Origin of the sequence: Tistrella bauzanensis, assembly GCF_014636235.1 — a bacterium.
GTDB classification, from domain to species: Bacteria; Pseudomonadota; Alphaproteobacteria; order Tistrellales; family Tistrellaceae; genus Tistrella; species Tistrella bauzanensis.
Window position 1 is genome coordinate 127,635 of sequence record NZ_BMDZ01000001.1, and the last position, 14,725, is coordinate 142,359.

The 14,725-nt window shown below is 65.1% G+C and carries 12 protein-coding genes; 11 read left to right on the forward strand and 1 reads right to left on the reverse strand.

The window, feature by feature from the left end; all coding sequences use genetic code 11:
* The first annotated feature begins 448 nt into the window (after window positions 1–448).
* A complete protein-coding gene (gene lpxC, locus IEW15_RS00525) occupies window positions 449–1,417 on the forward strand; it encodes a UDP-3-O-acyl-N-acetylglucosamine deacetylase (protein ID WP_188573997.1) in 969 nt (322 codons plus the stop codon).
* 168 nt (window positions 1,418–1,585) lie between these two features.
* Here the strand turns inward: lpxC and IEW15_RS00530 are convergent, their stop codons facing one another.
* On the reverse strand, window positions 1,586–2,059 hold the full coding sequence (locus IEW15_RS00530; protein ID WP_229707717.1) for a helix-turn-helix domain-containing protein: 474 nt from the start codon (window positions 2,057–2,059) through the stop codon (window positions 1,586–1,588).
* 917 nt (window positions 2,060–2,976) lie between these two features.
* Between IEW15_RS00530 and IEW15_RS00535 the strand changes: the two genes are divergently transcribed.
* The 10 genes from IEW15_RS00535 to IEW15_RS00580 all read left to right on the forward strand — a co-directional run bounded on the left by IEW15_RS00535 (window position 2,977) and on the right by IEW15_RS00580 (window position 14,593).
* Window positions 2,977–3,852, forward strand: coding sequence for an outer membrane protein assembly factor BamD (locus IEW15_RS00535; protein ID WP_188573998.1), 876 nt, complete (start codon window positions 2,977–2,979; stop codon window positions 3,850–3,852).
* Window positions 3,853–3,932: 80 nt separating this feature from the next.
* On the forward strand, window positions 3,933–5,615 hold the full coding sequence (recN, locus tag IEW15_RS00540) for a DNA repair protein RecN (RefSeq protein WP_188573999.1): 1,683 nt from the start codon (window positions 3,933–3,935) through the stop codon (window positions 5,613–5,615).
* Between the two features lie 116 nt (window positions 5,616–5,731).
* Entirely contained in the window at window positions 5,732–7,834 is a 2,103-nt protein-coding gene (gene ligA, locus IEW15_RS00545) for an NAD-dependent DNA ligase LigA (RefSeq protein WP_188574000.1), read from the forward strand.
* Window positions 7,835–7,922: 88 nt separating this feature from the next.
* Entirely contained in the window at window positions 7,923–8,432 is a 510-nt protein-coding gene (locus IEW15_RS00550) for a MaoC family dehydratase (protein ID WP_188574001.1), read from the forward strand.
* Window positions 8,433–8,443: 11 nt separating this feature from the next.
* Complete coding sequence (locus tag IEW15_RS00555) at window positions 8,444–8,947, forward strand: PaaI family thioesterase (protein ID WP_229707718.1); 504 nt, start codon at window positions 8,444–8,446, stop codon at window positions 8,945–8,947.
* 398 nt (window positions 8,948–9,345) lie between these two features.
* Complete coding sequence (locus tag IEW15_RS00560) at window positions 9,346–10,527, forward strand: aromatic ring-hydroxylating oxygenase subunit alpha (RefSeq protein ID WP_188574003.1); 1,182 nt, start codon at window positions 9,346–9,348, stop codon at window positions 10,525–10,527.
* Between the two features lie 191 nt (window positions 10,528–10,718).
* Window positions 10,719–11,978, forward strand: coding sequence for a radical SAM protein (locus IEW15_RS00565; protein WP_188574004.1), 1,260 nt, complete (start codon window positions 10,719–10,721; stop codon window positions 11,976–11,978).
* Window positions 11,975–12,454, forward strand: coding sequence for a hypothetical protein (locus IEW15_RS00570; protein ID WP_188574005.1), 480 nt, complete (start codon window positions 11,975–11,977; stop codon window positions 12,452–12,454). Before IEW15_RS00565 ends, IEW15_RS00570 begins: the two co-directional genes overlap by 4 nt.
* A 60-nt stretch (window positions 12,455–12,514) precedes the next feature.
* Window positions 12,515–13,267, forward strand: coding sequence for a Phenylacetic acid catabolic protein (locus tag IEW15_RS00575; RefSeq protein ID WP_188574006.1), 753 nt, complete (start codon window positions 12,515–12,517; stop codon window positions 13,265–13,267).
* A 210-nt stretch (window positions 13,268–13,477) separates the two neighbouring features.
* The gene (locus IEW15_RS00580; RefSeq protein ID WP_188574007.1) at window positions 13,478–14,593 is read left to right on the forward strand and encodes a ferritin-like domain-containing protein; all 1,116 of its coding nucleotides are present in this window, start codon (window positions 13,478–13,480) and stop codon (window positions 14,591–14,593) included.
* Window positions 14,594–14,725 lie beyond the last annotated feature (132 nt).

Sequence of the window (14,725 nt, forward strand, 5' to 3'; positions counted from 1 at the left end):
CGACGATCGCGTTCCGCCATCTTGGGCGGAGGCGATGCGCAGCCGTGGTGCCCCGGGCTGCAAGCCTGCGCGTCCGGTCGCTCGGAAGCGCGCAGACGGGCGCCGGCTCGTGCCGTCACGGCACGGGCCGGCGTCTTCTTTTTTTGAAATGGCATCTTTTCTCGAATCGGCACCAGGGCGGGCACCCTGGCCGTCATGCCTGCCCGGCGATGTCACGGCTGATGACGGTGGTGCTGTTACAATTGGTAACAAAGAGTGATTTGTGAGCTGACGCGCGGCTTGCTACCTGTTCACTGACGGATCCCGCCATGGATCCACGCTGGCCGACAGATGGCCCGCCTGTTTCGGCAGACCACGACGATCCGCAGACGACGGTGTCGCACCGCCGATCGACCCATTGCCGAACAGACATGCCGACCGGCCGCATTTGTGAACGGAGCCTTTGACCGTGTACCTCAACGACATCCACGACAGCGCCGATTTCTTCCGCCGTGCCGCGCCTCTGGGCGTCGTCCGTCAGCGGACGCTGGCCGTGCCGATGCGGTGCAGCGGCATCGGTCTGCATAGCGGCATGCCCGTCGAGATGATCCTGCGCCCGGCGCCGGTGGACAGCGGTATCCGCTTCCGCCGGACCGATCTTGGGGGCGTGATCGTGCCGGCGCGGCATGACACCATCATCAACACCCGGCTGTGCAGCATGTTGGGCGTTCCGGCTATGGGTGACCGGCCGGCGGCGAGCGTGTCGACGGTTGAACATCTGATGGCGGCGCTGGCCGCGGCCGGGATCGATAATCTGCTGGTCGATATCGACGGGCCGGAAGTGCCGGTGATGGACGGCAGTTCGCGCCCCTTTCTGTTCCTGATCGACTGCGCGGGCGTCACCGAGCAGGCGGCGGCGCGCCGCTTCATTGAGGTGCTGAAGCCGGTCGAGCTGGAGCAGGGTGCATCGCGGGTGCGGCTGGTTCCCGCCGACCGCTGGATTCTGGACGTCACGATCGACTTCGAAAACCCGGTGATCGGCCGCGAGCGGATCGAACTTGAATTGACCGCGAACGGCTTTGCCAGCGAGCTGGCTGCGGCCCGCACCTTCGGATTTGCTCATGAGGTGGAGCAGATGCGGGCGGCGGGCCTGGGTCGCGGCGGGTCGCTGGACAATGCCGTGGTGGTCGATGGCGGGGCGGTGCTGAACCCTGAGGGGCTGCGCTTTGCCGACGAATTCGTGCGCCACAAGGCACTGGATGCAGTGGGCGATCTGTATCTGGCCGGTGCACCGCTGCTGGCGCGCTTCGAGGGGCTGGCCCCGGGGCATGGGGTGAACAACGCCCTGTTGCACAAGCTGTTCGCCGATCCGACGGCGTGGCGTTATACCGAATGCGTCGCAGAGGCCGGTCAACTGCATCAGGTTGCGGCGGCCTGAGCCGCGAACCGCCGCGACCACGTCGCCTCAGCCGTATCGCAAAGTGGACCGTCACCCGACACAAAAAAACCCGCGCCGTTTCCCTGGGACGGCGCGGGTTTTTCAGTGGTCTTCGATCGGCCATGCAGGCGTGGGCATGACAGGGCCGTGGGGTGCCACCGGCGACGGCTACGATCTCTCGCGGTCGTCGGCCAGCAGATTGTCCACGTCCAGATCTGGCGCGAGCGGTGTCCCGTCGCGACGTCCGCCTTCTGACAAGGCCTTGATCAGGCGAATGATTGCCGTCCGCAAGGTCTGGTCGGTGATATCAGTGAAGTAGCGGACAAGCTCGATCGTCGACCGGTTCTTGCCGCCATGTTCCTTAGGCGCATCCAGATCTATACTGTCCGCAATCTCTTCGAGGCCGTCGAAGAAGAAAGCAACTGGCACCCCAAGTTTGGTTGCAATTTCATAAAGACGGCCAGCACTGACCCGATTCAGACCAGTTTCGTATTTCTGCACCTGCTGGTACGAAATATCGAGCGCTGCCGCCAGATGTTCCTGTGTCATGCCGAGCAGCGTCCGCCTCAGACGGATACGCTCTCCGACAAAATTATCGACACGTCTTGCCAGTTCCCCCATAGCGCAGGCGTCTCTGTGCATGTTTTTGTTGCTCATATTTGCGGTCGCATGAACAGGTTTGTCAAACAGAACTTCGAGTAATCATTCTTGTTCGCCGAACAGACATAACGGGCACGGAAACAATCGCCAGAGATATTCGCGCTAGAAAGTGACTTCTTCACATAATACCGTCGGTTGCTCCGGGATTCTTTCGCACGCTTCAAATTCATCGAGCCAGAGCTTGCAGCGAAATGCATGAATATATTCTCCGGCCTGCATCGACAATAAAAGCAGCGATCAAAGAATTGGTTGAAACCAGGCAGCCTCATGAACGCGTAACGGCGTATCATGAACAAAATATTAACTCTGTCGCTGCTTCCAGAAAATGGTCAGGGTTGTGGCCCAAGCCGATTCAGCGCCGTCCGGCTGCAATCGAAATGCTGTTTCAAAGTGAGAATTGAACCATGTCTCGCCTGCGACTTGCGCCCTGTGGGTGCGGAGATCGATGGATTATGTGCGCCGTGCTGTCATTCCGGCATGCGCTGTTCATCCCATCGCGGTCTTGGCCAACGCTGTACGTTTCTGATGCACCAGTCATATCCGGATATGACGCCCTGCCGCGTGATGGGAGGCCGTCGGCCCGGAGGTGGAGCCTGCGGGGGCGGTTTTCCATCATGATCGGTATGATCGGTATTCCGGTCTCATGGTGCGCAACAGAATGACGCACGGCCGGCCGCCGCCGTCGGCGGAATGCGGCGGCGGCGGGGGATGCCGTGGCATTGCCGGGGCACGCGCGCATCGATGCGCCACGGCTCTGTTCGTCCGGGACAAGAGTGATATAGTAGCGGCCGCCTGACCCGGGACTGTTGTCTGTGGTGGTTCGGGGGCGTGGCGCCGGCCGGCTGCAGTGGCGGGCAGGGCTTGAGTGCGTGACACCGAGTAAGCGTGACGGGGAGCGGATGGCGAAGGCAGTCGCAACGGAACGGGCGATCGCGATGCGGATGGCGGCACAGGCGGGCCGCGGCCGGAAGATCGCGCGGGCTGGCATCCTGCTGGCGGGCATGACCGTGCTCGCCGCGTGCTCCAGCGACAATGACGAGCCGGTCTATGTGGAACGGCCGGTCGACCAGATTTACAATGAGGCGGCGGGACAGCTCGACCAGGGCGAATATCGCGATGCCGCCCGCAGCTTCGACGAGGTGGAACGCCAGCATCCCTATTCGACCTGGGCCACGGAAGCGCAGCTGATGGCCGCGTATTCCTATTATCAGGCCAATGAATACGAGGATGCGATCGCGGCAGCCCAGCGTTTCATCGACCTGCATCCCGGCAATCCCAATGTTGCCTATGCCTATTACCTGGTGGGCCTGTGCAACTATGAGCGGATCTCGGATGTCGGACGCGATCAGGACATGACCCGCAAGGCGATGGAAGCCTTCGAGGAGGTGGTGCGCCGCTTCCCCGACAGCGCCTATGCCCGCGATGCGCGCCTGAAGATCGATCTGGCCCGCGACCATCTGGCGGGCAAGGAAATGCAGATCGGCCGCTATTACCTGACGCGCGGCATGTATATCGCGGCGATCAACCGGTTCCGCACCGTGGTTGAACGCTATCAGACCACCACCCATGCGCCGGAAGCCCTGCACAGGCTGACCGAGGCCTATCTTTCGCTCGGCATCGAGCGGGAGGCCCAGACCTCGGCCGCCGTGCTGGGGTACAACTATCCGGGCAGCGAGTGGTATGAGGACAGTTATGCCCTGCTCACCGGTCGCGATCTGCGCCCGGTTGAAGACAAGGGTTCGTGGATCAGCCGGGCCTTCAGCTCGGTGTTCTGATCCGTCGTCTCGAATGGGTCGGGCAGGGCCCGCGCGACTGACCGCGCCTGGGCCCGCCCGCAACCGTCACGGAAGGCCGGATGCTCGCAAGCCTCTCGATCCGCGACGTCGTTCTGATCGACCGGCTGGATCTCGACCTGGGGTCCGGTCTCGCCGTCCTGACCGGTGAAACCGGTGCCGGCAAATCCATTCTGCTCGACGCGCTGGGCCTGGCGCTGGGTGCGCGCGGTGACAGCGGGCTGGTCCGCGCCGGCGCGACGCAGGCATCGGTTACCGCCGTCTTCGAGCTGGCCCCTGGCCATGCGGTCTGGGCGGTGCTCGACGAACAGGCGATCCCCGTTGAAGCATCGCTGACCTTGCGCCGTGTGGTCACCGCCGATGGCCGCAGCCGCGCCTGGATCAACGATCGGGCGGTGGGTGTCACGCTGCTTCGACAGATCGGCGATTATCTGGTCGAGATCCACGGCCAGCATGATCAGCACGGCCTGCTGGACCCGCGCACCCATCGCGATGTGCTGGACCAGTTCGGCGGCCACGATGCCTTGCGCGCGGCCACCGCGCGTGCCTTCCGCGAGATGCAGGCAGCCGATGCCGCCCGCGATCGCGCCGAGGCCGAGGCCGAGGCGGTGCGCCGTGAAGAGGATCATCTTCGCACCAGCCTTGCCGACCTGGTGAAGCTGAAGCCTGAGCCGGGCGAGGAGGCCGACCTGGTTGCCCGCCGTCAGCGGCTTCAGAATGCCGACCGGGTGGTGTCGGCGCTGAATGCGGCGCTCGATGCCTTGAACGGCGAACCCGGCCTGGAGATGCGGCTGCTGGATGCCGACCGCGCCCTGCAGCGCCTGCCTGATGCCGATACGGAACCGCGGGTGGCGCAGCTGCGGGCCGGGCTGGAACGGGCCTCGATCGAGATCGGCGAGGGTGTTGCGGCCATCGAGCGGCTGATGGCCGACCTGGATCTGGGCGAAGACAGCCTGGAATCGGTGGAGGACCGGCTCTATGCATTGCGGGCGGCCGCGCGCCGCCATCAGGTGACGACCGAAGACCTGCCCGAATTGTCGCGGCACCTCCGCGAACGGCTGGATCTGATCGATGGCGGCATCGGCGGGGTTGCCAAACTTGCCGCCGCCGCCACGGCCGCGCGTGCCGCCTATAAGACGGCGGCAGCCGCCCTGTCGACGGCGCGGCGCGGCGCGGCCGATGCCCTGGTGACGGCGATTTCGGCCGAACTGGTGCCGCTGCGGATGGGCCGGGTGGAACTGGCGGTCGCGTTCGACCCTTTACCCGAGGGCAGTTGGGGGCCTGAGGGCACCGAACGCTGCCAGTTCATGGTGCGCACCAATCCGGGCGCTCCGGCCGGGCCGCTGGCCCGTGTGGCCTCGGGTGGCGAGTTGTCGCGGCTGATGCTGGCCCTGAAGGTGGTGCTGGCACGCACCGCCAGCGCCGGCACCCTGGTCTTCGACGAGGTCGACAGCGGCATCGGTGGTGCCGTCGCCGATGCGGTGGGTGAACGGTTGCAGCGGCTGGGCGGCCATGCACAGGTGCTGGTGGTAACCCACAACCCGCAGGTCGCGGCCCGCGGCGACCTGCATCTGAGGGTCGCCAAACGCGTGGAGGATGGCCAGACGCTGACCGAGGTGCGGGCACTGGACGCGACCGAGCGACGCGAAGAGGTGGCGCGGATGCTGTCGGGCGCCGAACTGACCGCCGAGGCCCGGGCCGCCGCCGACCGGCTGATGAGCCTGGCATCGCGCGACGTCGCCTGATTGCCATGGGGGGCCGGCGCGCCATGCGGGTGATCCGTCTTGATCCGCGCCCTCTGGCGTCGTAAACCTCGCGGCCCCCTACCTGTCGTCCCGTCTGTTCACGGAGCCTTCCGGCCATGACCGAGCGCCCAGATATCGCCGCTTCAGCGCAGCCGACGCTTGATGAGGCCCGCGCGCAGCACAAGGCGCTGGTCCAGCGGATCCGGTTTCATGACGCCCGCTATTACAAGGATGCGCAGCCGGAGATCAGCGATGCGGAATACGATGCGCTGCGCGCCGATCTGACCCGGCTGGAGACGCTTTATCCCGAACTCCAGACCCCGGACAGCCCCAACCGCATGGTCGGCGCAGCACCGGCCGAAGGCTTTGCCAAGGTCCGTCATGCCCGGCCGATGCTGTCTTTGGCCAATGCCTTCGACGACGACGACGTGGTGGAGTTCCTGGCCCGCGCCCGCAAGGGGCTGAACCTGGCCGAGGATGCGCCGGTCGAGGTGGTCGCCGAGGCCAAGATCGACGGGCTGTCGGCCAGCCTGCGTTACGAGAACCGCCGCCTGACGGTGGCCGCCACCCGTGGCGACGGCACCGAGGGCGAGGACATCACCCGCAATCTGCTGACCCTCGACAGCGTGCCCGAGATCTTGCCCGAAGATGCCCCCGATCTGGTCGAGATCCGTGGCGAGGTCTATATGGGCAAAGCGGATTTCGCCGCGCTGAACGAACGCCGCGCCGCGGCCGGAGAGGCGCTGTTCGCCAACCCGCGCAATGCCGCCGCCGGATCGCTGCGCCAGCTTGACCCCGAGATCACCCGCAGCCGGCCGCTGAAATTCTTCGCCTATGGCTGGGGCGAGCTGTCGGCACCGCTGGCCGACACCCAGTGGGGGGCGCTGGAACGGATGGCAGCGTTCGGCTTCACGGTCAATCCCCTGCGCCAGCTATGCACCAGCGCCGATGACTTGATCGCCCGCTATCGGGCGATCGGCAATGACCGTCACGGCCTGGATTACGACATCGACGGGGTGGTCTACAAGATCAACCGGCTGGACTGGCAGACCCTGCTGGGGCAGGTCGCGCGGGCGCCGCGCTGGGCGATCGCCCATAAGTTTCCGGCCGAACAGGCCCGCACCCGGCTGCTGGGCATCGAGATCCAGGTGGGCCGCACCGGCGCACTGACCCCGGTTGCCCATCTTGAGCCGATCACGGTCGGCGGCGTGGTGGTGGCCCGCGCCACGTTGCACAACGAGGACGAGATCGCCCGCAAGGACATCCGGATCGGCGATCTGGTGGTGGTGCAGCGCGCCGGCGACGTGATCCCGCAGGTGGTGGAGGTGGTGACGGCCGAACGGCCGGCGGATGCGGTGCCGTTCGAGGCGCCGACCGTTTGCCCGCGCTGCGGATCGCATGCGGTGCGTGAGCCGGGCGAGGCCATCCGCCGCTGCACCGGCGGGCTGATCTGTCCGGCCCAGGCGGTTGAACGGTTGAAGCATTTCGTGTCGCGTGACGCCGCGGATATCGAGGGATTGGGCCGCAAGGAGGTCGAGGCGTTTTTCGAGGACGGCCTGATCCGCGGGCCGGTGGACATCTACACCCTGCCGCAGCGACAGACGACGGGCGAGATCGACCTGACGAGCCGCGCCGGATGGGGACAGAAATCGGTCGACAACCTGTTGCAGGCGATTGAACAGCGGCGGCGACTGCCGCTCGACCGGCTGATCTTCGCATTGGGCATCCGCCATGTCGGGCAGAACACGGCAAAGCTTCTGGCCCGCAATTACGGGACGGTTCAGAACTGGCGCGCGGGACTTGAGGCGGCAGCCGACCCTGAAAGCCCAGCGCGCGCCGATCTGGATGCCATTGCCGGCATCGGCCCGGTGGTGACCGAGGCACTGGTCGATTTCATGGCGGAAGCCCATAACCGCGAGGTGCTGGACCGGCTGATCGATGAGATCGAGGTGGTGGCGGCCGATATTCCGGCGCAGGTTTCGGGGGTTCTGTCGGGCAAGACCCTGGTCTTCACCGGCAAGCTTGAGAAACTGACCCGCGATGCCGCCAAACGCCGCGCCGAGCAGCATGGCGGAACGGTGGCCAGCGCGGTGTCGTCGGCAACCGGTATCCTGGTGGCCGGGGCTGCCGCCGGATCGAAGCTTGCCAAGGCGCGCGACAAGGGGATCGAGGTCTGGACCGAGGACGAGTTCCTGGCGGCGACCGGCGGCGAGGGCTGACGGCGCGCTCGGAAACGGGCATACTCACGCGGATCAAACGTTCGTTTCAAGGGTCCGCGATGAAGAGGCCCCAGGAAAAGGTTTGCCCATGCCTGCCGATACCGTGCCAGCCGAAACCGCATCCGCCGCCAGCGGCCTGCCCGTGACCGACCTCTATTTCGAGGATTTCGCCCCCGGCCAGACCTTCAACACGCCGTCGCGCCACGTGACCGAGGACGAGGTGATCGCCTTCGCCCGGCAGTTCGACGACCAGCCCTTCCATGTCGACCGCGAGGCGGCCGCGGCGAGCATTTATGGCGGCATCATCGCCAGCGGCTTTCATACCCTGTCGCTGGGTTTCAAGCTGGTTCTGGAAGCCAGGATCGTCAGCGGCTCGTCGATGGGCTCCCCCGGTCTGGATGAGATCCGCTGGCTGAAGCCGATGCGGCCGGGCGACACCGTGCGCCTGGTGCTGGAGGTGACCGAGGTGATCCCCAGCCGGTCGAAGCCCGATCGCGGCATCGTCAAGCTGCTCTATACCACCTTCAACCAGAAGGACGAGGTGATCTGCACGATGCGCGGCATGTGGATGCTGCGCCGGCGAACGGTGATGGCATGAGCGGGGCGGGCGTGACAGCGCCGGATGCGACGACACAGCTGCCGCCATCCGATGGAACGGCGGGGGCCGCCGATCTGGCATCGGGGCTGGACGGTCTGGCCCAGTTGCAGGCCTATATCGACCGGGCGGGCCCACTGTCGCCGATCGGCGAGACCCTGGGTTTCCGGCTGGTCCGCATCACGCGGGGCGAAGCCGAGATCGCGGCCGAACCCGGCCCCCATATTCTGAACGGGATGGGCGTCGCCCATGGCGGCTATATGGCGACCCTGTTGGATGCCGCTGTCGCCTGCGCCATCCACAGCCTGATGCCGGCGGGTGTGGGTTCCACGACCGTTGAATTGAAGGTCAACATGGTCAAGGCGCTGCCGTTGAGCGCCGGCCCGGTGTGCGCGATCGGCCGGGCCATTCACACCGGCCGGATGATCGCTACCGCCGAAGGCCGGCTGGAGGATCTGAACGGCACGCTCTATGCCCACGCCACCACGACCTGTGCCGTGCTGCAGCCGCGTGGCTGACAACCCGCCGATCCGGCCCTGCGGGGACGGATTGCCATGGATGCCCCGGCATCATTGAGCCACACCGCCCCGGCCCTGCGCAGACGCGCAGGGCCGGGGCTTTTTCTTGATCACAACTCTGGCGTGTCTGTTAACCCTGTCCAGGCAGCCGCCTCAGGGCTAATGGATGAGATTCGCAGCGCTTCTGTCGTATCTTAGTCAATTGTCGCAATACGCGTGTTATCTGCGCAAATATTAATTCCTGCGTTGCAGCGAGACGCAACCATAAGTATATTTTAAAGAGAGTTTGATTCTCAAGGCACGCCATCCTCCCGTTCCAGGCGAATGATGCATCAGGAATGGTGGGCAGCGGTCATCGCGGCGCCCAATGCCCCAATAAGCATATGTGTGAGGACGCCATGGATCACGCCACACAGGTTCATCTGATCGAACGAGTGTTCGACATGATCGACCGCCGGACGACCGAGATGGATCCGACCGAATATCGCAACCCGGTCAGCCGCTATACCGACCCTGAGCGCTACAAGCGCGAGGTCGAGGTCATCTTCCGGCGCAACCCGATCATCGTCGCCCATGGCAGCGAACTGCCCAAGCCCGGCGATTACAAGACCCTGGACGTGACCGGCATTCCGATTCTGCTGGTCCGGACCCAGGATGGCCATGTCAATGCCTTCCTGAATGTCTGCCGCCATCGCGGCACCAAGCTGGTGTGGGAGGAATGCGGCAGCCACAAGCGCAGCTTCGTCTGCCCCTATCATGCCTGGACCTATGGCACCGATGGCAAGCTGGTGGGCGTGCCCGCCGCCGAGGGCTTCCCCAACATGAAGCGCGAGGAGATGGGGCTGAAGCAGCTGCATTGCACCGAACGCTTCGGCTTCGTGTTCGTGCAGGCGGACCCGACCGCGCCCAAGGTGGATGTCGACGCCTGGCTTGGGCCGATGGCCCATGAGCTTGAGCATATCGGCACCGCAGATTATGTCGTGTGGCGCCCGGCCCAGCTTGAGAAGAAGACCAATTGGAAGCTGGCGCTGGATACGTTCCTTGAGAACTATCACACCCGCCGCACCCATACGAAAACCATCTGGCCGGTGTTCATGGACAACACCGCCGGCTTCGACCGGTTGTCGCCGCATGCCCGTGTGGTGCTGCCCAAGCGATCGATCCCCGAAATCCGTGACCAGGATCGTTCGACCTGGAATCTGCGCGATCACTCCACGGTGCTGTACACCATCTTCCCGAACCTGATGCTGGCGGTGCTGCCGGATCACTGCGCGATCTTCCAGGCCTGGCCGGACGGAATCGACAACTGCAAGCTGCCGGCCTACACGCTGGTGCCGCCGAAGTATCTGAACAGCAAGACCGCCGAGGACATCTGGTCGAAGAGCATGCATGTCGTCTTCGATGTCACCGAGGAAGACAGCGACCGGTCGGAAGCGATCCAGGCCGGGTTGAATTCAGGCGCCAATGATCATCTGGTCTTCGGGCGCTATGAACAGGCTCTTGCCTGGTTCCATCAGGAAGTCGAGGCGATGCTGAACGGCGACGCGGACTGGGTCCGCTATGCCGAGGCCGCCGAGTAACGGCTGAGGGGGGCAGCGCACCGGTTGTGGCGGCCGCCCCTCGATGAACCGACCGCGGATGATGGACGATATGCCGGCGTGGGACGCGTCGCGTGGACGCTTTCCGTTTGCCCGGCCGATGGCGGTCAGGCGGCCCGTGCCGGTTTCCACGACCCCCGACGATTCAATCCCGTGACGACAGGGGCTGCCTTATGAAGTCCGACGACAACCGCAGTGTCACGCGCGAACGCATGCAACGCCTTGAGACCCTTCTCGATGGCGACGATGCGCTGCGTGACCGGCTGCAAGCGGTGCTCCGCTTTTCGCGGAAGATCCGCGTCAGCGAATATCACCTGACCAATGCCTGCAATATCCGCTGCAAGGGGTGCTGGTTCTTTGAATACGGCCATGACACCGCCACCCGCGAGGCCAAGGATCTTGAGGCGCTGGAAGCCTTCCTGATCAAGGAGACCAAGGAACGGCGGGTGAATGCCGCTCTGGTGATCGGTGGCGAGCCCACCCTGTTTCCCGACCGCTTGAAGCTCTATGTCAAGCACATGGCGCATGTGACCATCTCGTCGAACGGCCTGCGCCGGTTGCCGATGGAGGGATTCGAGAACGTCGCGGTCGGCCTGACCCTGTTCGGTGGCGGCCCGATGGACGACGAGCTGCGCGGCATCAAGCCCAGCGGCCGGACCTTCCAGGGCCTGTTCGACACGGCTCTGGCCAATTACCGCGACGATCCGCGTGCCGGTTTCATCTATGCCCTCACCGAGAACGGCATCGACCATATCGAGGAGACGGTCGTCCGGATCCGCGACAACGGCAACCGGGTGAATTTCAACTTCTACAGCGCCTATGACACCGATGATCCGACCGGCCTGGCGCGTCAGGCCGATCTGCTGGAAGAGGCATTGCGGGTGCGGGCCAAATATCCCGACACCGTGGTCAGCACACCCTATTACATCCGCACCATGATCACCGGCCGCAGCCATTTCGGCCGCTTCGGCTATGACGTCTGCCCCTCGCTGTCGCAGGACCACGACACCCATGCCGAGCGGCTGGTGAACGGCAATCCGGTGCTGCCGTTCTTCAACACCTGGGCGGCCGACCTGAAGACGGTGAAGTTCTGCTGCACCTCGGGTCATTGCGATGGCTGCCGCGACAGTCAGGCGGTGATCTCGTGGATGGTGGTCAGCATGGATCGCTTCCTTGAGAGCAAGCTGCTGCTCGAAACCTGGATCGAGATGGCCGAGAGCTATTGGAAGCAGTTCATCTGGGGGCCGTTCCACTGGACCAAGCCCGCAGGCCAGCGTCATGCGGTGCTCGACGTCATCGGCGACGGCGTGGTGTCGCAGGTGACCACCGAGATGGGCTATGGCGAAACCATGCCCAATCCGCTGCATGCGGCCGTACCGGTGTCGCCGGCAACCGCCGCCGGTGCCAAGGCCGAAGCGGGGGCATTCGCGTGACCGATGCCGGCATGCTGCGGATCCGCGAGGCAGCGGCCCGGCTGTCGGCCGAGCCGGTCTCGATCCACAACGCCATCCGCGTCGAGGCGGCGGGGGCCGACAGTGCCCGCGCCGTCATCGACCGGATCGAGCCCTTCCACAAGGGCGGGGCAGAGCGCGGCCTGATCAATGGCGGCATTCTGCAGGCCTTGCTGGAGCGTGCCATGCGGGCCGCGGCCGCGGCTGCCTTCGAGGCCGGACCGACCCGGCTGGTCTCGCTGGATCAGCGCTGGCTGGGGCCGGTGCTGCCACGCGGTGTGGCCGCCCTTGCGCGGATCGAGGGCCGCGCCGGTGACGGTGTCGTGATGGTGCATGCCGAGATTTCCGATGCCCGTGGCGGGCCGCGTGTCGCGGCCGCGGGCATCGTCATTCATACCGGTGCGGCGACGGTGCCGCCGACCGGTGTCTCCCCTGACGGGGGCGCCAGACCCGCCTGAACCCCAGGCGGGTGCCTGCGCACCCGTTCCACGACCATCTCGTTTGAGAGGAAGACCGCCATGACCGAACAGACCGCTCACGCCGCCGCCCAGGAGCGGCTGATCGTTCCGGACGCCACCGCGTTCCGCGCGATGCCCGACGAGTATCAGGAACTGGTCATCCACCAGTTGCGCGCCCATACCGAGGGCGAGCTGACCGGCGCCGACGACTATATCCAGATCTTCTATCCGCTGGCGCCCAATGCTTATGAGCGCAAGGTGTGCTGCGAGCGGGCGGCGGAAGAGATGGACCACTATATCCGCGGCAAGCTGGTGCTGGACGAGATCGGCATCGACACCGCCTATATGCTTCAGCAGCATATCGACCAGCGCGAATTCTATCGCACCGAAGGCGTGCGCCGGATCGAGAACTGGCTGGGTCGCGGCATGTTCTCGTTCATCGGCGAGGCGGCGGTGCTGGCGCAGATCCACGAGATGTCGAAGAGTTCCTATAAGCCGATCGCCGACATGTGCACCAGCGTCATCATCGACGAGCACAACCACGTCGCCCAGGGCTATCGGATCGTGTGGGAGATCTGCCAGACCGAGGAAGGCCTGGCCGACGCCCAGAAGATGCTGGAAAAGGCTTGGCCGATCACGCTCGACCTGTTCGGCAGCTCGGAAAGCAAGCGCTCGCCGCTCTATGTGAAGTGGGGCCTGCGCCAGTACACCAACGAAGAGGCGCGCGCGCGTTTCATCAAGCAGATCACCCCCCGGGTGGAGGTGCTGGGCCTGAAGGTTCCTGAGGATGCGGCCAACCGCAAATTCCTCTGATCCGGCCCGATCTGTCCGATGCCGAAGGCTGCGGCCCCGATACCGGCACCCCGACCGGGTGCGGCGCGGGGCCGCGGCCATCCGGTTGACGTTTACGTCATTCGCGCATTGCGATAATATTACTCAACCATAAGCCGCGCGACCCTGCCGGTCGTTCGAGGCCTGTCGCCATTCCGGTCCGGAACCGCCTGCCATGGGGAGCATGACACCATGACCGAAGCCACCAGCGTCAGCCGGAGCGGCGCCTTTCGCGCCGTCGGCCCCGCGGGCTTCCTCGACCAGATCCAGGTGCCGCGCTATGCGGAGCGGACGGGTCTGTTCGACGAGATCATCGCCGAGACCCACCGTCATTTCTGGGATCCGCTGGATACGGCCTATATCCGGTTCGACGAGCCGTTCGATATGGCGACGCAGACTGTGATGCCGGCCCAGATCGTGCCTGAACTGAACAGTTCCGTGGCCGATCGGCTGACCGAGGCGCAGCGGATCTGGTTCGCCAATGAAAGTGCGCGTTGGTGGCTGTCGAGCGTGCTGCATGGCGAGCAGGGGGCGCTGGCCCTGTCGGCCAGCCTGTGTCATGTGCTGAACGATCCGGGCACGGTTGAATACGCGGCCAATCAGGCCCGCGAGGAAGCGCGCCATGTGACCGCCTTCAATTGCTATATCACCACGCGCTGGGGCACGCCGCTGCCGGCATCGGAGGTGCTGGGCAATCTGCTGAAGGATCTGGTCGACCAGACCGATGTGCCGCGCAAGATCGTCGGCATGCAGTTGCTGGTCGAAGGTCTGGCGATGGGCATCTTCGCCAGCCTGCACGCCAAAAGCCATGACCCGGTTCTGCGCCGGCTGACCCAGCTTGTCATGACCGACGAGGCCTTTCATCACCGTGCCGGCAAGCTGTGGGGCCGTGATGCCCTGCCGATGATGGACGAGAAGGCCCGCAACGGCGTGGAGGACTGGGCCGCCCAGTGCTTCCAGATCCTGATGTTCAACATGCTGCATCCCAGCCAGAAGCAGGCGCTGTATGCGCCGCTGGGCCTGGATTGGCAATGGGTGCGCGATGCGATGAAGGAGAGCTATACCTCCGATGTGCGCCGCGCCGAGATGGGCGAGAGCACCAATGTCTTCCGGGTTCTGGTGAAGACCCTGCTGCATGCCGGCATCATCACCGACCGGACACGGCCGCTCTATGCGCAATGGGTCGATCTGGGCTCGCTGATGACGGAAGGCGAGGCGACCGTCGGTGATGCCATCGCTGCCGAGGGTCTGGCCTTCCTGGCGGGGGTGAACGCCACGCGCCGCAGCCGCCACGATACCGCGGCCTGACGGGACGCCCCCGGGCGCCCGGCCGGCAGCCGGCAGAGCGTGACGGAAGGCGGCCCCGCGTCAGCGGTGGCCGCCTTCGCCGTTCGATATCCGGCTGACAGCCACTGGTGGCGTTCCGGCCCGGTATCGATT

What these genes read in the sequence shown, in the direction of transcription:
- recN (WP_188573999.1), top strand. Translation starts at nt 3,933, where the DNA reads ATGCTCGCAAGCCTCTCGATCCGCGACGTCGTTCTGATCGACCGGCTG.
- IEW15_RS00580 (WP_188574007.1), top strand. Translation starts at nt 13,478, where the DNA reads ATGACCGAAGCCACCAGCGTCAGCCGGAGCGGCGCCTTTCGCGCCGTC.
- IEW15_RS00550 (WP_188574001.1), top strand. Translation starts at nt 7,923, where the DNA reads ATGCCTGCCGATACCGTGCCAGCCGAAACCGCATCCGCCGCCAGCGGC.
- IEW15_RS00560 (WP_188574003.1), top strand. Translation starts at nt 9,346, where the DNA reads ATGGATCACGCCACACAGGTTCATCTGATCGAACGAGTGTTCGACATG.
- ligA (WP_188574000.1), top strand. Translation starts at nt 5,732, where the DNA reads ATGACCGAGCGCCCAGATATCGCCGCTTCAGCGCAGCCGACGCTTGAT.
- IEW15_RS00575 (WP_188574006.1), top strand. Translation starts at nt 12,515, where the DNA reads ATGACCGAACAGACCGCTCACGCCGCCGCCCAGGAGCGGCTGATCGTT.
- IEW15_RS00535 (WP_188573998.1), top strand. Translation starts at nt 2,977, where the DNA reads ATGGCGAAGGCAGTCGCAACGGAACGGGCGATCGCGATGCGGATGGCG.
- IEW15_RS00530 (WP_229707717.1), bottom strand. Translation starts at nt 2,059, where the DNA reads ATGCACAGAGACGCCTGCGCTATGGGGGAACTGGCAAGACGTGTCGAT.
- IEW15_RS00565 (WP_188574004.1), top strand. Translation starts at nt 10,719, where the DNA reads ATGAAGTCCGACGACAACCGCAGTGTCACGCGCGAACGCATGCAACGC.